Here is an 18,188-nt window from a genome sequence, read left to right on the forward strand (position 1 = left end):
AAAAACTTCTATGTTTGCATTTTAGTTGAATATTTCTTCAGAATTGTGTATAATTATTAATGCTTTTTAGGTACTCTTGCTATGGCTCTCTCGAAGTTTCTGGATCCCAAGAATGATGTCGCATTTCGCCGTATCTTTGGCTCTGAAAAGAATAAAAATATCTTAATTCACTTCCTCAACGATATCTTAGGTTTTTCTACTTCTGATCAAATAATGGAAATTGAATTCCTTAGTACCATTATGGATCCTGAAATTGCCTCTGACAAACAAAGCATTGTTGATGTTCTTTGCAAAGACTCTATTGGTAATAGATTTGTTATCGAAATGCAACTCGCTCGTGATAAAGGCTTTGAGAAACGTGCTCAACTTTATGCTGCTAAAGCTTACTCTCGGCAATTAGATAAATCTGGTAATTACATTCATCTTCAGAAAGTCTTCTTTATTGCTATTTCCAATTGTAACCTTCTGCCTGAAGAAGTTGACTATATTTCTACTCATAATATACGCGATATCAAAACCAATGGGCATTACTTGAAAGATTTACAATTTGTCTTTATTGAGTTGCCTAAATTTACAAAAAATAAGGTAGAGCAATTAGAGAATACTACAGAGAGATGGTGTTTCTTTTTTAAATACGCAGAAGATACAACTGAAGAAGATCTAAAAAAGATAGCAGCAGAAGCTCCGATAATAAAGCTAGCATATGATGAATTAAATAGGTTCAACTGGTCAGAAAAAGAATTTATAGCCTATGAACAAGAGATAAAGCGTATTCGTGATGAACAGGCTGTCCTCGCTCAAAAACTCGATGATGCCACTCAAAAAGGTAGACAAGAAGGCATCCAAATCGGCCATGAAAAAGGCAGAAAAGCAGAGAAAATTGAGGTTGCAAAGAATCTACTTAAAGCAGGAGTTTCTATTGACATTATAACTCAAACTACTGGTCTTTCTGTTGATTATATTGAGAAAATTCAAGAAAAGAAGTTTTAGCCATAACGTTTTTTTATTAAACCCTCTATTCTGGTAATTTTAATATTGCAATCCATTCTAATTTCTGTATAATGCCTTTTTTACATGACACTGTTAATACTTAATAGGGGGGATAATGCCAACACAGAAAGAGCTTCGGGCTACGATGTCCAAAAAATTACAGGAAGCTATTAAACATCCAGATCCAGCAGTTGTTGCCGGGAGGAAGTCAGCTATCAAGAGATGGGTGGGAGTCCTTCAAGATAACTTTATGGAGCACATAAAATACTTTAAGGGTGATAAGTTGAAGTTTTTGCACAATGTATTTCAAGATGAAGGTTGCTGGTCAGGTGTAAGGTTGGATAATGCTGCTTTAGGTCAAAGGTTTACTGAAGAAAAAATAGGTGGAATAGATAATCCACTTCGCAAATATGAGATGGCTTGTAGTTACTGTGTAGTGGATAAAATTCATCCTCTCTTTCAAAAAAGATTTGAATCTTATAGGAACAAGTTTCCTCCTGGTGCATTTGATGGTAAAACTGAAACTGAATTTGGCAAATACGTACGAAACTCGTTACTAGATAGCATAAAGAGGAAAGGTCCTGTATTTGATTTCTGGATCGATAGAGAATCTGGGGAATTAAAGAAGTATGATGCAGTAGAAGGTTTTGACAGTGCTGTAAAACTTAAGTGGAGTGAAGGGGTAGAGTATTTTTATAATCATTTAAAAGAAGAAGATAAGGAAAAGAAGCTCACAGAAGCTATTCTTGCTCTTTCTCGCGTTCAATCTGTTGAGAAAGACGCCCCTATTTTAGATTTTTGTGTAAATAAGATAGTCGATAAAGATACTCTTTTACAGAAATTATCACAGAAAGATAAAGGAGTATATTCCCTTTTTGCTGAATTAATAGAGTCATGTTTTTTTGATACGGTTCATGATTTGGTACAGTGCTGGTGTTATAAAGAAGTTTCAGCAAGAGGAGACTGTTCGGACAAAATATTCTCACAGCGAGACTATGAGCTTTTTCTTTCCTCTCTTTCAGATGTGATGTTGAAAAATCCTGAATCAAATGTTCAAGCTAGATCTCTTATTATGGAATTTTGGGAATGTGGTAGCTTGTATCAATACAGAAAAGCTGCTGTTAATACTTCTAATTATACAGTTCCTACAAGTGGTGTATTTGCAGAGTTAATAGTCAATTGGAGACGAGAAGACATTTATAAGACTGATGAAGAAAAAGAAATAGAGAAAAAAGAAATATTAGATATGATGTCATTTGCCAAAGATTGCTTTCCTGAAAAGTTTGAGCTCTTTAAAAAACTAATAATAAGAGACCTTAGATTATGCGGTAGGGAAGGTAAAAGAGTAAATGTAGATTACGGTCTGTTTGCAGAAGAATTATTCTCTGAGTTAGAGAAAACAATTTTACCACCTGGTCCTGTAGGTGATGGTCCTTGCAGTAATTTGCGATCACGATCTAAAGCTCATGGTAGTAAGAAAACAACTTTGCCAGTTGATGATAGTCCGCAGTCTGAGCTTGGAACTCCTAGTGTAAGTGGTGTTTCTTCTTATAAGAAAAAAAGCGTCTTTACGCTTAGTGGTAATAAGTAATCCACTTATGAACTCTTGGTGTTTCTGGTCGTAGTAAATAAGGGGTATTTTGTATGAGTAATGGTGATGGACTTATTAGGAGTTTGGTGGATGGAGATCTTGAAGGATTCAGACAAGGATTTGAATCTTTTTTAGATCAATGTCCATCTTTCTTGTATCATGTAAGTGCAGGTCGTTTCCTTCCTGTATTCTTTTTTAGTATGTTTTCTACTGCACATGATGCTAATATCTTAAATGCAAATGAGAGAGTCTATTTTCGTTTTGATAACCATGGTGTTAATCCACGTAATGGTGAAAATCGAAATACGGCAAACCTAAAAGTTGCTGTTTATCGTGACGGACAGCAAGTTGTCAGATGCTACAGTATTTCTGATCGTCCTAATAGTGATGGGTTGAGGTTCAGTACAAGGGAGAGAAATGCTCTAGTACAAGAGATTAGACGGCAAAATCCAAATTTAAGGGAAGAAGACCTAAATTTTGAGCAATACAAAGTATGCATGCACGGAAAGGGCAAGAGTCAGGGAGAGGCAATTGCAACGGTATTCGAGGTAATTCGTGAAAAAGATCGTCAAGGTAGGGATAAATTTGCCAAATATTCAGCATCTGAAATCAATCTTATTAGACGGCTCTTAGGAGATCACAGACTAACAATTAAGGAAATAGAAGGAAGACAACTCAATCAAAATCAGCGTAGACAACTTGGTAGGTTGGTCAATTTTGCGCAAGTAGCACAGGGTCAACAAGGAATTGATAATTTTATGGAAATGCTAGCGAGTGATAGAAGACAAGATGTAAGAGATAGAATACGCAGAGAAATTTTGCCATACATAACTGACATCTATAATAATTACAGACAAGTACTGGAAAATAATATTGAAAATCGCAATCAAAGATTTGAGGGTCACGGGTTTTTATTAGGTTTCTTAGCAAATTTTAGTCATCGCTATACAATAGGCATCGATCTTGATTTATCTCCTAGAAACACACATGTTGCATTTCTTGTACGTCATCAAGCAGAAAGAGAAAATATTCCTATTGTTATTAATCTTGCTATATTTGACACACCGTCAGATGTTACATTAAACTGTGCCATAGGCTACGCTGGAAGGTTACACACTTCTTCATTTATACCTATCCATACTGAATCAAGAAATACTGTCTGTGTTGGATTAAATTTTAATTTAGATCTAGATCCTTTTAGTGTTGATACAGTAGAACTTCAACAGGATAGATTTCCTTTAGTACAAAGATTATTTGAGTGTTTGGAGAATGAAGGCATTAGAGAAAATGTTAGAGATTTCTTGCTTCACCATCTTCCTGCTGAAATACCAAGAAATGCAGAGAATTATAATAGAATATTTGATTGCATAACTGGCTTTGCTTTTGGAAGTAGTGCTTTTGATAGGCACCCTTTAGAACTAGAAGAGGAAGACGAAGCACCTATAACAAAGTACATATTTAGACATGGTGATGAGGGTTTAAGATGTTTAACTATGGTCTTTCATGCTGAAGGTTCTGATATAGTTATACTTCATATTAGAGCTCACGATGCGCAACAACAAGGAGCCATCAATTTACAGACTCTTAATGTTAATGGAAATGATGTTCATGTGTGGGAAGTTTCATGCACACTTAATAATCAACTTGAACTAGATATTGATCTACCAAATGACCTTGGTTTATATCACGATTACCAAAATAATAATGCAAATAATTTTCTTGCTGGTGATCTTGTACAAGTGCCCAATACTGAAAATGTACATAATACTTTAAATCAAGTTGTGAATGATGGCTGGAAAAATATAGCTCAGCATAGAGGATTATTTCAAGAGATCTCTGGAGCATTGATGCCGCTTGTGGATACAATAAATGTTAATAGTGAGGATAAGTTCCGTTCTATACTACATGGTACATTTTATGCTAGTGATAATCCTTATAAAGTGCTTGCTATGTATAAAGTTGGTCAAACATATAGTTTAAAAAGGGGGCAGGAAGAAGAAGGAGAAAGGGTAATACTCACAAGAATTACAGAACAGAGATTAGATCTTTTATTATTAAGACAACCTAGAGAGAATGACCTAGATACTCACCCAATTGGATATGTGTTAAGACTTGCTAATAATGCAGAAGAAGTAGGACAACAGCAAAATGATGCGAGACAAGAAATCGGAAGACTTAAGAAACAACACAGAGGATTTATACCTATTACTTCTGGAAATGAGGTGGTTTTGTTTCCTATTGTGTTTAATAGAGATGCACGCGAAGCAGGTAATCTTATACTTTTCCCAGAAGGGATAGGAAGAGAAGAGTATGTACACAAGCTTGATCGTCATGTTCGCGGTTCAAGACCAGGAGGATTAGTGGGACCTGAAAGTGTTATTGATGAGAATCCACCAGAAGGTCTATTATCAGATCAGACTCGTGAAAACTTTAGGCGTTTTTACGAAGAAAAAGCACCAGGACAAAATTCGATTTTTTTGCTTGATATAGGCGACAATCTACATGTTCCGTTTAGTTACTTGCAAGGTACTAGAGCACAGGTAATAGAAACATTAAAGTCAAGAATAAGGGGAGGTGGTACTCCTACAGCACAAGGAATATTACAACAAATAAATGCTATCCTTCGTAGAAACAACGCTCGTGAGATAGAAGATGTGCATGATCTACTTGCACTAGACTTTGCAACAGATAATCAAAATTATCGTTATTGGCTACAAACTCATGACATGTTTTTCGCTGCACAACAATATACTTTCTATGATGATCGATCTAATCCAACTAATAATCGTCATGATTTTACAATAACTTCAGTAGGAGTCGATGGAAATCAAAATGATCCAACAGGTAGGGGCTTATTAAGTAGTCACATAGCTAACTTTAAACAAAAAGTAGATTCGGGTGAAAAAGATAGATTAATTGCTATTATTAATGTAGGTAATCGTCATTGGGTTACATTAGTTATTGTACACCAAAATGGAAATTATTATGGGTATTATGCTGATTCACTTGGTCCAGATAGTGGTATTGACAATAATATTCGAGGAGCTTTAAGAGAATGTGATATTAACGATGATAATGTCCATAATGTTTCCGTTCATCAGCAAACAGATGGCCATAATTGTGGCATATGGGTATACGAAAATGCTAGGGATATTAACCAAGCTATTGATCAAGCTTTACAGGGAAATAATAACTTTGGAGAGAAAGGTGAGGGTATTATAGGTTATATACGTGGTCTTCTTAGTGTAGGCATTGGAAATGACACTAGACAATCTCAAAGAAATGAACAATACTTTAAAAATCGGAGAAGAAATATTTCACAATTATTCCAAAATGATCCTCTATCTTCTCCTAGGGGTAGACTGATTCAAGATCATCCAGGAATTCAACATGAAATTGATCCATTACTATTACAATTTTTAGGACTCCAATACCCACAGCGTGGAGGTGGAGGAGCATTACAATTAGGCGGAGAAAGAGTGATATCAATTGATTTTGGTAACCCGCAGTCTGCATTAGATAAAATTGATGGAGTGAGTAGAGTTTATAACCATAGCAATAGTAGAGGTAGTAGGTAGAAGTTAATAGGTGGATGAAGTTTTCTTTACTCTATATTTACGCATTGGTTGTAATCGGTCTTCTAGGTTGTTTCTGCATATTTTATCTTACTATTACCCACAAATATAAATGTTTGTTGCGTAGCTCTTAATGGCATAACTTTTGCTTGAAATAACTGTTTATATGGTGCAATTTACAGCTTTTAGTTGCTAAAATTATAACTCTTAGTTTAATAATTTTAATCCAATAAGCTTTCAGGTTAATAAAATTAAATTATTTGAGTAAATACAATACTATGTTTTTATTTGTGGGTAATAGTAAGATATTTTATGGTGGTGTTTATTAACAATAATATAGAAGACTATTATTAAGACTCTTGTCCGTAAAGCACCTTCATTTGCTCCTCTCATGAGAGTGATATTTCCTTCAAATCAGCTAGTTTTAGATGCTGAGGTTGTGTGCCGTTTAAAATGGCTTCCTTAATTTTGGGTATCAAATAATTTAAACGTAAGACCCATTGTAAAAGATAAGATTTAATTTGAAAGAAAAATTGATGTGGTTAAAACTTGACCTTGCGCAGTATAGGAATATTTTTTATAAAAAGAACAATATCGATTTGAAATGTAAAATTATCATAAATTTTTCTTTTTATTCTCAAATGAATTACTATTAATTTAGTAAACTATATTATTAATATCTCAAGTAAATCAACCATTTTCAGCGCTCAAAACCAAGTGCGGTGAGAACAAGTTTTTTTGGTATGGATTGGACTACCAAACGATACATACGAACTTTTCTAGATAATAATTTCATTATACGCTGAAATCAGCTATATTGGCTCACTTTTACTAAACCTACGTACGAACTGTTTTGCCTAAGCTTATGAAAATAATTTAAATCTTCTATTTTTATAACCTTATTTTTACGCGGCTTGTTCTCACAAATATAGGACCCTTTTTGCAATCTTAGGAAGAGTCAATAATTCAAATTTTTGTGGCACTAAAATAGGAATTTCTTTAGTTACAGCAAGGTCTATTTTTTCGTAAGTAAAAGTGTTTTACAATTAATTATTAGAATGAAAATATCATACTTGGCTCTCAAGAAATTTCCTGTTGTGCAGTGGTAAGGTTTGGAGAAAAAGATTGGCTTGGCAACGATAATTTACTAGACTAAAGTTTATATTAAAATACAAAATGGGGTTGCGGGTATGGAATCTGGTTTGGATCACAATTACAATAAAATACTTGATATATTAAAAGGTGCTATTAAAGGCGACGATAATCAAGTTAAAGCAAGAAAACACCTTAGAGTAGAAAGATGGTTGAGGGCTTATATTCAATTAATTGAAGATTTTGATGAGGAAAAACTAATTTTTTTTTCTGATATATTCTCTGATAATTCTTGTTGGGATGGAATAAAATTAAAGAATAAAGCTGTTGGTGAAAGGCTAACTGAAGAAAAAAATAAAAATGGAAAAGAAAATCCGCTTGATCTTGCAGATAGATATTACTTGGCATGTAAATATTGTCTAGAAGATAAGATTCCTGGATTATTTGAACAAGTATTTATGAGATTTAAGAGAAGTGCCTTTGAAGAAGATGGATCTGATGATGATCTGAGAAGAGAATTATTGGAAAATATCGAAGAAACTAGCCCTATAGAAGCTTTCTGGTCTTTTCTTATTGATAAGCAGATTGGAAAACTAAACGAATATAAATCAGTTGAAGGTTTGCAAAAATCCATACAGATAAATTCTAATAAAAACTGGGAAGAAGGTATAGAGTTCTTCTATAATAAATTACACAATGATTCCAGTATTTCTAGTCAAGATAAAGATGATCTGTTAATTGAAGCAGCTTTATCTGCAGTAAAGGGTTACAAAGAAGTAGACACCATAGAGTTTTGCCTGTCTAAAATGGATGATGAGCAAAAGAAAAAATTACTAGATAGAGATTATAAGGAAAATACTTATTATGCAGTGTTGAATGTGCTAGTAGGTCAGTATTACTTTGATTCTTTTATGGAATTAAGCCGATTGTGTAGTCAGATTGAATGTGAACGTTACACAACTTTTTTATCTTCATTATCAGATCAAGTACTGAAGAATCCAGATCTGTCTGAAGAAACAAAAAAATGTATGATGAATGTTTGGAAACGTATAATAAAATTAAAAACTCAAGACCGCGGGGAGCAATCTATTTCCTCTATTTTTGTAGACTATTCAGTTACATATACAATAGCAAATTTAATTGTGGATCCAAGTAGACAAGGGGTAAGTAAAGAAGAAATATTAGGGAAGATATTAAAGCACGTAAAAGAAATGAGTGGTGAAGAGATGATAAAGGTTAAAGATTCTGTATTAAGTAAAATTCAGTTATTTCATGGGGGTAAAAAATTGCAGTTAGGAGAACAAGTATTTTCTAAATTAGCTCAAGAAGCTTCTAAAGAATCAATTTTGCGTGAAGCTGGTGATACTTTGCCACAGTCAAGTCTCAGTACGACTGATACCCCATATAATATAAAATCTTTAAGCCATAGCAAATAGGAGTAATATGCCAAGTAATGTCAAGCCGCTTGAGTTGGTACAGCTTCTGTTAATGAGAAATAAATCAAAAGACGAGTTCCTAGATTTTCAAAAAAGGTTCCAATCGTTTATCAATCAATCTCCTTCTTTTTTGCATTCAGTTGGAAAGCCAGGCTTTTTCCCTAGTTTCTTTTTTGGTATGTTTGCTACTGTATTAGACACAGAACTTGCTACTAAAATTGGTATTAAAAAACTTCATTTTCGTTTTGATGATAATAGAACTTTAAAAATAGCTATATTAACTAATGAGGGACTTAAGTGTATAACGATGTCTGATCAAGTTGATGGTAACATGCATCTAAAGTTCTCTCAAGGAGAGTTAGAAAAAATAGCACAGAAATGGAAAATGGGAGCAGAGTTTGATAAACTAGAAAAAGAAGAGCATGAAATAACAATTACAGGAAAAGAAGTAAAGCACGGAAAGGTTGATCCAGCTTTTAGTAAAAAGACTGATTATTCACAAAAAGGTTTTACAGAAATAGAAAAAGATCGTGACCAACAAGACCTAGAGAGCTTAATTTCAAAATTGAGTAATCAAGATTTCGAAGAAGTAAAAAAGAACGCTAGAAGAATGTTTAATTATATTACAAATGTCTATAAGAAATATGAAAAAGAAACTCTATTTAGCGGTAAAGAATCAAGTCATCATGGGTTTTTAGCTGGGTTTTTGATAAATTTTAAGTATCGTTTTCACCTAAAACTTTATCTCGAATTATTTGCTGGAAAAGGTTACGCAGACATTATTTTGCTTGTGCGCGGTTCTGATAAGTCGCTAAGCTCTATTCCTATTATTATTGAGCTTAAAGCAGGTACTGGTGAGATAAGTACAGTGATAAAAGCATTGAAGCAAGCACAAGATTATGTTAAGGGCTCTTTTTCTAACTCTATAAGAATGATTACTATAGCTAATGAAGCTATTTGTGTAGGATTAAATTTTGACATGGTTCATCACGAAAATGTTAAAATTGATGTAGAAAATTTTCTTAGTCGAGAAGGTAATTCTGTAATAGAAAAGTTATAGCTCTTCTCATAATAATCCAAACAAGTTAAGATATGGATTTATGGTAGTGGGGTTTGTATGCCAGCAGCGTATAGTTACGACTTAAGGAAAAAAGCAATGGAAGCATTGGATGAAGGAGAAAGTAGAGCAAATGTTGCCGAGAGATTTAAAATTGGAAAAACAACTCTATATGAGTGGCAGAAAAGACGTAAGGAAACGGGAGATTTTCAGTCAAAAAAGCCTGGAAGCGTAGGATATAACCATAAAATTACTGACTGGAATGTTTTTACCAAATTTGCAAAAAACCATGGTGGCAAAACTCAGTCAGAGATGGCTAAACTCTGGGGCAATATCAGTAGACAAACGATTCACCGTGCACTTAAAAATATTGGATTTACAAGAAAAAAAGACCTACGGATATAAAGAAAGAAATGAAGAGAAGCGAGCTCACTTTTCAAAGGTTATAGCAACAAAACGTCATGAAAATCTTGTATATATTGACGAATCTGGAATAGATAATACAGAAGACTACCCATACGGATACTGCAGAAAAGGAGAGAGGTTTCATTCACTAAAATCAGGTAAAAAAGCTCAGCGGGTCAGTATGATTGCAGCTCTAAATAAAGAGAAAATCATTGCTCCATTGACCTTTGAAGGATATTGCAATAAGGATGTTTTCGAGGCTTGGTTTGAGCAGTTTTTAACTCCAATTTTAAGGTCTGGCCAAACTGTAATTCTTGATAACGCTACTTTTCATAAATCTAAAAAAATAGATAATCTTGCTAAAGGAGTTGGTGCTGAAATTCTTTATCTTCCTCCATATTCTCCAGACTTTAACAAAATTGAGCATCAGTGGTTTGCTATAAAGAACAGAGCTAGAAAAAATATCCCTATTTTTAAGTCTTTCCGTCAAGCTGTTGATTCTGCTTTTTTATTCTGACTATTATGAGAAGAGCTATACTTGGCACTGAAGCAACGAATGCTGAGGTGATAAGAACACAGCTAGAGTATCTTTACTATGGAATTGTTTGGAGCAATGGTGGAAGTGATAATATTAATTATGTCAGCAGAATGATCTTAGGTCAGCTAGTACTTATTTCTAATATTATTAAGCGTGAAAAGTTAGGTAAACATATTTTTATTTATGATCAAAATGATAAAATGGTTACTGGATCACAGAAACGCCCAGAAGCAGCAAAAGAAAGTATTGAGGATTGTGTTACAACTATAGTGCTAACTTTAGGTAAGAAGGTGCTTATACTCAACATAAATGAAAAAAATGAATTTGCATTGAGAGTGCCAGATAATAAAGGAATTCCTATTGAAAATATTAGGAGAATTCAAAACGTCAATGACATAAAGATACAAGAAATAACCTGTAACTTATACAGTACGCCTAGTAATAAGAATCCATTTGATCAGTACTGTAATAAGAATAAGGGAATTACAGTAAATACGTATGACTCATTGGACAAATACAAAAGAGGTAAAGAAATTTTACAAGGTAATTTTACTCGAATTGTGGAAAATAAAAAATTTAAAGCAGCTTTGAGCAAAGCTATAGAATCTGGTAAATATGATGATTACAAAAAACTATTTGAAGAAATTTCTCATATACTACATCCTTTCAAATCATTAATAAGCAATGAGGCTACATTTCAAGCTGTATTGCATGGTTTATTTAGTAGCTACGGAGAAGATAATATAAAAGTTATTACTGAATTTCAAATAGGTGGTGGAGAGAAGTTGGATGTTATGTTGGTTATAAATGCTACTGATCAAAAAAAAGAATACCCCCCAGTTGGAATAGAGCTAAAATTTGCTAAGAAAGGAGAATTGGATAAAAAAGAAAAAGATGCTAAGGACCAGTTGAAAAGATATAAAGAAGGTGAAGCGTATAAGGTAATTACTGATGCTGGCAAAGTGAAACTGATATATGCTGTTTTTAATAAAGGTGCAACAGATGAAGGTTCCCTTATAAAAATTGGTAATGAGTTTGTAGAGGTAGATGTAAGACATAGCTCTGTGGTTGCTTTTGGTCAACAGCCAGGTAGTCTCCAACAACCTTATGTTAAACAAGCAGGTCTATCTCGAGCAGTTAATCAGTGATCTAGTCTTAAGAAATAGTCATCTTAAGTAGGTTATGCTGTCGGGAAGTTTTGTGACAAAGTTATAGAAGGAAAACAAAATGATCCTGATACGAGTACATGGAGTGCTGTTAAAAGTTCGTTTTCCGATACATTTATTACTAAGCATAATATGAATTACATTTATAGTAATCAATCTCCAGTGAATTCCTTAGATAGCTAAGAGCTAAAAGTATGTATTGTGTAAATAGTTACCAAGGCTGGAAGGTTTTGAACTTTTTTTCACAACACTGATGTTCTTGCTAAAATATTTTTGAAAAAGTTAGTTGACTTATAAATAATTCTCTACTAATACTGGCATGTGTTTGTTTATTCTGCTGAAGTGGCTCCGCAGGTTACTGTATAAACTTCAGCAGTTTCCGTGCTCCTTTAAAGCATCATGCTCTTATAGTAGTGATATCAAGTATAGGTCTTAACCATGTTGATTTATAGTAAAATTAGCTCAAATTTGGAGTCATAAGCAACTTTTAACCTCTCTATATACTCCATTGTTACTCACCATAAAAACTTAACAAAAGCTTAACGACGTGAGCAGTAAAAAGATTATGGTTATTGACTTAATGTTACATATCGCATACAATGTATCATATATCTTAGCTTAGAGGGATAAGTATGGGTGAGTCTACTGGGATAGTAAAATCTATCATCAATCTACTAAAGCCAAAATCCAAATCAGAACTATATGATTTCGAATATGAGTCCATTATAGAACATCTATCATCTAAAGAGCATTTATTAAATGAGCTGATGAATGATATGTGGTACTCAGGAGACTTACCATCAGTTAGAAATCATAATGAACTACCTTCTTTAATTGATAGCAAACTTGGACTAAGCGAGCAAATTTGTGTTTGGTTTGCTCTAGATCATGACCTTACACCAAGTCAAAAAAATTTAAACAAAAAGTTACTTAGTGCTCTAAAATGTTTAGCTTCTAACTGTGGTTCATTTGATAATACTGAGCCCCTTGAAGAATTTTTATATGATAATAGAAACAATAAAGATTTAAAAGTAATTCTTAACCTAAGAAGAGGAGAATCTCAATCAACAGTATTGCATGCAATTGCAGGAGCAAATATTGGTGGATTTCGTCGCATAGGAAATCAGGCTATAGATTTACTCTTAGAAGCAGGCGCAGATCCTAACATACAAGATAATAAAGGAAAAACACCATTATGCCTTGCTGCTGCCAAAGGTCATTACGATAATACAAACTCTCTCCTCTCAAAAGGAGCTAACCCTAATATAACAAGTAGAAAGGGTAAAACTCCACAACAAATAGCAACTAATAAACTCTGCTATAATATAGAAGAATTATTTTTAACTGATAAACAGAAAAAGATGAATAAGGAATTGTATGACTTACTTGCACTAGATTCAGACTGCACTAAAAATTTAAAGGAGTTTTTAAGTAAGCATAAAAGAGACTCAGACCTAAAAGTGGTGCTAAATATTCGGCACGGAATGGGTGAGTCAAAAGTGTTCTCATATGTTGAACGTTTTGCTTGGGACAATGAAGATCTTGCTCAAGAGTTAAGAAAAATATTTCTAGAAGCAGGAGCATTAGATTATGATAAAAATATTATTTATCGTCAGCAAAAGAAAGGACAGGTCAGTAAATTACTCGTTAATTTAACCTCAAATCAAAAGGAAAAGTTAAATGAGTTTTCTGATAAGGTGTTTCAGGCTCAAAACATGGCTGAACTTGAAGAGATTGTAAACGATGCTATAAAGTCTGGTGTACGATTAAACTATTCTCTTTCACAAGATTTCTTTTCAGGTAATGAATACACTTTTACCGATTATGTGATGAAAAAAATCAGTGAGTTGGAAAAAAATCCTAAAGTTGCTAGTAATATAATATGTCAATTAGTATCAAAAGGGGCAGTGTTTGGTAATACAGTTGATGCTAACACACTGACACCAGAATTTAAAGAGCATAAAACTAACCTAAAAAAAGCTTATATAGATTATGTTAGCAATTCTCATAAGTTTATTGAAATCGCAAAAAATGCAACCAATAGCGAGCTAAAAGATGTAAGAGTAGACAACTCCGTTTTTTACTTAGAATATTCTAAAGATAGTAAAATAGACATTATAAAGATAACAGATGGGACAAGGGATTTAGGTCTAACCGATGGGGATGTAAAGTGTGGAAGAAATATAGTAAAGATCGGTAAAAGTGAAGTAGAAATTAAAACTGAAGATGGCATAAGGAATTACACAGATCTTACAGAAGGCAGCGATATAGTATTAACTTTCTATACCAGTTTGGGAAATGTAGACGTTAGGCTGTATCCTGACGTACAGAATAAAAGCAAAATTATAGTAGAAGTGAGTAATAGAGAAGAAATATTAGAAAAATTCAAAGGTCGCGAAGAAGAGTTAGGCAATGATTGCGAGCTTGGTAACTACTGGGTCTACGATGCTATTGAACAGGGATATTTTGAAAGATCTGGTGGATTAATGCGTCCTGAAGTAATAAGCGAGTCTAACAACAAATGGACAGAACGTGAAGAGTTAAGAAGGACTTCTGATCCTAGGAGAGAAGTTTCTAGGTAGATTGATTTGCTAAAAAAGTTGAAGATTATTATTTAAATATAAACTACTATAATTTATAGGTTAAGGAGTTCGTACCAATGTCTTCTAAGAATACTCTTTTATGTTGTTTTTAAGCTGGCTACAAAATGAGGATATGGAACATACAATGGCTGGGCTGCCTTTTACACTCCAGATCTACTATTAAAATATGCAGCTAAAATTGGATACATTTTCTACCATTGTCGTATCTAGTCTGTTAAAATCTTCAATATTTATATTGATATCTTCGCATAATTAGGTGTCAACTTTTGTAACATTGATTTACTTTTCTATATCAATCTCAACATCTTTTGGTATGGTCCTTGATTCCTCTATATCAACTGCAGTAGCGGCAATTTGGCTATTTTTCCTATTTCTCAGCAATACCTTTCAATAGTTTTTGGTGTTTTCAGTTTCTCTCCTTTTGTTCTTTTTATAAATGGTGTAATTACGCCCCTAATCCATAAAATTTCTCTAATTGCTCACCCCACAGCATCGGTATTTCTCTTAAATCCACTAACCTCAAACCCCTTGGCTGCCTCCCATTTACTATATCTTCTTTAATTTTTGGTGCTAAATAATTTAATCTTAAAATTTGTTGTATACGTCTTGTACCTATATTAACTTTAGCACTCAGCTCTTTTATATTTGCGTATTTTCCTTCCTCTAGCTGACGTTTCCATAGGTGAGCCCTCACCACTGCTTTTAGCAATGCATTATTTGTTTTTCCTTCTGGCTCGATTACTGTGCATTTATTTCCTTTCTTCTTTATTGATATAAATTTTTCCTCTGATTCAGAACATAACTCTATTCCATCCTCTCTCACCAATACTGCTTTTATTAACTTTTTCACTACTTCTTTCTGCTTTCCAAAGCTTAAATTTTTCCACTCTTCCGCTTTTTCTCCCCGTTTTTCATATAATTGCTCTGCTTCTTTCATCACTTCTTTTTCTATTTCTCCAGCTACTATAGTTCGATTTACCGATTCACAATTTTTCCCTCCTAGATGATTGTTACATACATAGTATCGATACCTTTTATTCTCTTTTTTCGAGTATGTCAGTGTCATATTTACATCACAGCTCTTGCACTTAATTATTCCCTTTAGCAGCGCTTCCTCATATTTTGCTTTTCTATATGGCTGATTCTTTATTAACTCTTGCGCTTTTTGCCATTTTTCCTCTTTTATTATTGCTTCATGCTTTCCCTCATACTGTTTGTCATAATGCCTAATTTTTCCCATATATATTGGATTTGTTATTATTCTTCTCACCGTTGCCTTTTTAAAGATACCTGATTTCGTCCGGTACCCTTGGCTGTTTAACTCTCTTGCCAGTTCTACCATTGACTTCAGCTCTATATACCTCTCAAATATATGTTTTACCAACTTTGCTTCTTTTTCATTTATTATTAATTCCTTATCTTTCACATCATACCCAAGCGGTAAAGTTCCACCCATCCATAATCCTTGTTCTTTTGATGTTGCTATTTTATTTTTTACTCTTTCCACTATCATTTCTCTTTCTAGTTGTGCTGCTCCTGATAACACCGTTTGTACGAACTTTCCCATTGGCGTATTATTGTCAAATATCTGCGTTACTGCTACAAAATTTACTCTATGTCTTCTAAAAAATGACGTTACTTCGATGCTGTCTTTTGTTTCCCTTGATAACCTGTCTAGCGTATATACTACTACACAATCTACTTCTCCTCCTTTAACATCTTCAAATAACTCCTTTATTGCTGGTCTTTCTAAGTTTTTTCCTGAATATCCGCCATCATCGTACCTTTTTGCCAATGCTACCCATCCTTCTCGGCTTTTTATATATTTTTCACATGCTACACGTTGCGCATCAAGACTATTAAACTTTTGTTCTAGACCATCTTCATTTGATTTTCTCGTATATATTGCACATCTTACTTCTTTTAGCATTCTCTCTCCTCAATTTCCACTTTTGTCACGCATCCCGAATAATAAAGGTCCGTTGTAGCTCATTCCCATTATTTTCCCGGCTACTGCTGACAATGACGTAAAAAATTCTTCTCTGTAGATTAAACCCTTATCTGTTACCATTACCGCATGCGTCTCTTCCCCTCTCTCTAATATTAATTCTGTCCCTTCTACTGGTAATTTATCGCTACTTATTCTTTTTCCTTTCTCTAGCCGATCTGCCAGATACTCTAGTCTTTTTGTCCCCTTTCTTGACATTTCTCCATACGCTTTTTCCTGCATTCTATAAGCTAATCTTGGTATCAGATATTTCTTTGAGTATCTAGGCGCCTCTTCCCCATATACCTTCTTCCATATTTTTCTCATTTCACCCAAAGGTTTTTTCTCTAAATTCATTACTTTCTTTTCTATTTCTTTCTCCATATTTTTAGCCCTTCATAAATAGCTTTTCAATTCTGTCTATTTCTTTCTTCAATATTTCAGTGATCTCCTTACTGTTTTTCGCATAATCCATTGCTGTCATTCCAAATTTATCCGCTTGTTCTATTTCTCCTCCAGCCTTCACTAATTCTTTCACTATCTCTTTTTCGCCTATCATGCATGCAAGGTGCAGCGATGTGCATTTATTTCCATATTCTTCCGCATTTACATTCCCTCCTGATTTTATCAATTCCCTCACGATTTCTAGACGTTTCTCCGTTACCGCTAGGTGCAGTGCTGTGTATCCTTCTACATCTTTAGCATTCACATTCGCTCCTTTTTCGACTAATAATCTCACTGTTTTTGCGTCTACTGCATAATGCAGAGCTGTTCTTTCCTTCTTGTCTCTTTCATAAATATTTTCATATGAGTTCTCTAATAATTCTTTTGCTGACTTATTAAATTTGCCAAACTTTAACATAATTTACCTCACCTTTTCTTTGACCTTTTTTTTAAGCTTTCCTTCTCACCACCTCATCTATCATTTCGTTTACTTGGCTCATTATCTCGCTTGCTAAATTTTTACATTCTTCCTTTATTAGTGACTTATCTTTCTTCCTTATTTCTCCTATCTCTATTATTTTTAGCTCTGGTAAATAACTCCCATTCAACATGTCTGCTATTTCTCCCACTAGCCTCTCTATTCCATAGCACGTCAGTTCTCTACTTTTTGTTACTCCTCCTTTTTCTCTCAAAAATTTACTTGCCTTTTCACTCTCTTTGCTATCACATAGACGATACTTTTCACTTTCCCAGATGTAATACATTGGCGTTGCGCCGTACTTATTCAGTTGATTAACTTCAGCTCCAGCCTTTACCAGCTCTTTTATTATTTCAACTCCTCCTATTTTGCATGCAGAGTGCAGTGGCGTACATCCACTGACATATTGAGTGGCATTTACTTCCGCTCCTTCCCTTAGCAGCACTTTTACATTTTCTAAGCTTTTCGCAAATACTGCACAGTGCAGAGGTGTATAACCATTTTTATCTCTTGCATTGATCTCCGCTCCTTTTTTTATTAATAATCTCACTGTTTTGTAATCAGAGATTTCCACTGCTTGGTGCAATATCGTCTCTCCTTCTTCATTTCTTTTATTAATGTTTTTAAACCCGTTACTTGATACTTCTTTAAAAAACTTACTAAAAGATTCTTTGCTAAACTTCATACTTACCTCACAAAACTAGCTTTTCTAGCGTTAGATAAATTTCTTATATTTACCTGCTGCTATTCAAGTCATGTCCTTTTTAGCATGAGAAAGCAAGTCTTTTTCTTTTTATTTCATACACTTTTACCTATTATTAATATA

General features: G+C 33.8%; 12 protein-coding genes. 8 read left to right on the forward strand and 4 right to left on the reverse strand.

Annotated elements, in window-relative coordinates:
- The first annotated feature begins 81 nt into the window (after nt 1–81).
- From ABWU35_RS05535 to ABWU35_RS05570, 8 genes are all read left to right on the forward strand, one after another.
- On the forward strand, nt 82–990 hold the full coding sequence (locus ABWU35_RS05535) for an Rpn family recombination-promoting nuclease/putative transposase (RefSeq protein WP_019236550.1): 909 nt from the start codon (nt 82–84) through the stop codon (nt 988–990).
- Nucleotides 991–1,105: 115 nt separating this feature from the next.
- Nucleotides 1,106–2,581, forward strand: coding sequence for a hypothetical protein (locus ABWU35_RS05540; RefSeq protein ID WP_019236549.1), 1,476 nt, complete (start codon nt 1,106–1,108; stop codon nt 2,579–2,581).
- 53 nt (nt 2,582–2,634) lie between these two features.
- Entirely contained in the window at nt 2,635–6,159 is a 3,525-nt protein-coding gene (locus tag ABWU35_RS05545) for a cytoplasmic incompatibility factor CifB (RefSeq protein WP_019236548.1), read from the forward strand.
- Nucleotides 6,160–7,346: 1,187 nt separating this feature from the next.
- Nucleotides 7,347–8,684: a hypothetical protein gene (locus tag ABWU35_RS05550; RefSeq protein WP_265028118.1), complete on the forward strand. Its 1,338-nt coding sequence runs from the start codon at nt 7,347–7,349 to the stop codon at nt 8,682–8,684.
- 7 nt (nt 8,685–8,691) lie between these two features.
- A complete protein-coding gene (locus ABWU35_RS05555; RefSeq protein ID WP_265028117.1) occupies nt 8,692–9,744 on the forward strand; it encodes a hypothetical protein in 1,053 nt (350 codons plus the stop codon).
- 57 nt (nt 9,745–9,801) lie between these two features.
- Nucleotides 9,802–10,663, forward strand: a protein-coding gene (locus tag ABWU35_RS05560; protein WP_265028085.1) for an IS630 family transposase whose coding sequence is annotated in 2 segments (ribosomal slippage) — nt 9,802–10,127 and nt 10,126–10,663 — 864 coding nt in all. Because the reading frame shifts where the segments join, the coding sequence is not laid out codon by codon here.
- Nucleotides 10,664–10,668: 5 nt separating this feature from the next.
- Entirely contained in the window at nt 10,669–11,832 is a 1,164-nt protein-coding gene (locus ABWU35_RS05565; RefSeq protein ID WP_265028116.1) for a hypothetical protein, read from the forward strand.
- Between the two features lie 650 nt (nt 11,833–12,482).
- Nucleotides 12,483–14,432 (forward strand): ankyrin repeat domain-containing protein, encoded by a 1,950-nt coding sequence (locus tag ABWU35_RS05570; RefSeq protein WP_265028115.1) that lies wholly within the window; start codon nt 12,483–12,485, stop codon nt 14,430–14,432.
- A gap of 466 nt (nt 14,433–14,898) precedes the next feature.
- On the opposite strand, the gene ABWU35_RS05575 is transcribed toward ABWU35_RS05570, so the two are convergent.
- From ABWU35_RS05575 to ABWU35_RS05590, 4 genes are read right to left on the reverse strand one after another with little or no spacing between them, the layout of a single operon-like run.
- Nucleotides 14,899–16,383 (reverse strand): recombinase family protein, encoded by a 1,485-nt coding sequence (locus ABWU35_RS05575; protein WP_265028114.1) that lies wholly within the window; start codon nt 16,381–16,383, stop codon nt 14,899–14,901.
- Nucleotides 16,384–16,392: 9 nt separating this feature from the next.
- Nucleotides 16,393–16,824: a DUF2924 domain-containing protein gene (locus ABWU35_RS05580; RefSeq protein WP_264687084.1), complete on the reverse strand. Its 432-nt coding sequence runs from the start codon at nt 16,822–16,824 to the stop codon at nt 16,393–16,395.
- Nucleotides 16,825–16,828: 4 nt separating this feature from the next.
- Nucleotides 16,829–17,302: an ankyrin repeat domain-containing protein gene (locus ABWU35_RS05585; protein WP_353275936.1), complete on the reverse strand. Its 474-nt coding sequence runs from the start codon at nt 17,300–17,302 to the stop codon at nt 16,829–16,831.
- Nucleotides 17,303–17,333: 31 nt separating this feature from the next.
- Nucleotides 17,334–18,047, reverse strand: coding sequence for an ankyrin repeat domain-containing protein (locus ABWU35_RS05590; protein WP_353275938.1), 714 nt, complete (start codon nt 18,045–18,047; stop codon nt 17,334–17,336).
- Between the last annotated feature and the right edge of the window lie 141 nt (nt 18,048–18,188).

Source organism: Wolbachia endosymbiont (group B) of Xylocampa areola, assembly GCF_964028205.1.
In the GTDB taxonomy this organism is placed as follows: Bacteria; Pseudomonadota; Alphaproteobacteria; order Rickettsiales; family Anaplasmataceae; genus Wolbachia.

Excerpts from the sequence above, each read along its gene's own strand:
- ABWU35_RS05550 (WP_265028118.1), top strand. The coding sequence starts at position 7,347 with ATGGAATCTGGTTTGGATCACAATTACAATAAAATACTTGATATATTA.
- ABWU35_RS05585 (WP_353275936.1), bottom strand. The coding sequence starts at position 17,302 with ATGTTAAAGTTTGGCAAATTTAATAAGTCAGCAAAAGAATTATTAGAG.
- ABWU35_RS05580 (WP_264687084.1), bottom strand. The coding sequence starts at position 16,824 with ATGGAGAAAGAAATAGAAAAGAAAGTAATGAATTTAGAGAAAAAACCT.
- ABWU35_RS05545 (WP_019236548.1), top strand. The coding sequence starts at position 2,635 with ATGAGTAATGGTGATGGACTTATTAGGAGTTTGGTGGATGGAGATCTT.
- ABWU35_RS05540 (WP_019236549.1), top strand. The coding sequence starts at position 1,106 with ATGCCAACACAGAAAGAGCTTCGGGCTACGATGTCCAAAAAATTACAG.
- ABWU35_RS05590 (WP_353275938.1), bottom strand. The coding sequence starts at position 18,047 with ATGAAGTTTAGCAAAGAATCTTTTAGTAAGTTTTTTAAAGAAGTATCA.
- ABWU35_RS05570 (WP_265028115.1), top strand. The coding sequence starts at position 12,483 with ATGGGTGAGTCTACTGGGATAGTAAAATCTATCATCAATCTACTAAAG.
- ABWU35_RS05555 (WP_265028117.1), top strand. The coding sequence starts at position 8,692 with ATGCCAAGTAATGTCAAGCCGCTTGAGTTGGTACAGCTTCTGTTAATG.
- ABWU35_RS05575 (WP_265028114.1), bottom strand. The coding sequence starts at position 16,383 with ATGCTAAAAGAAGTAAGATGTGCAATATATACGAGAAAATCAAATGAA.
- ABWU35_RS05565 (WP_265028116.1), top strand. The coding sequence starts at position 10,669 with ATGAGAAGAGCTATACTTGGCACTGAAGCAACGAATGCTGAGGTGATA.
- ABWU35_RS05535 (WP_019236550.1), top strand. The coding sequence starts at position 82 with ATGGCTCTCTCGAAGTTTCTGGATCCCAAGAATGATGTCGCATTTCGC.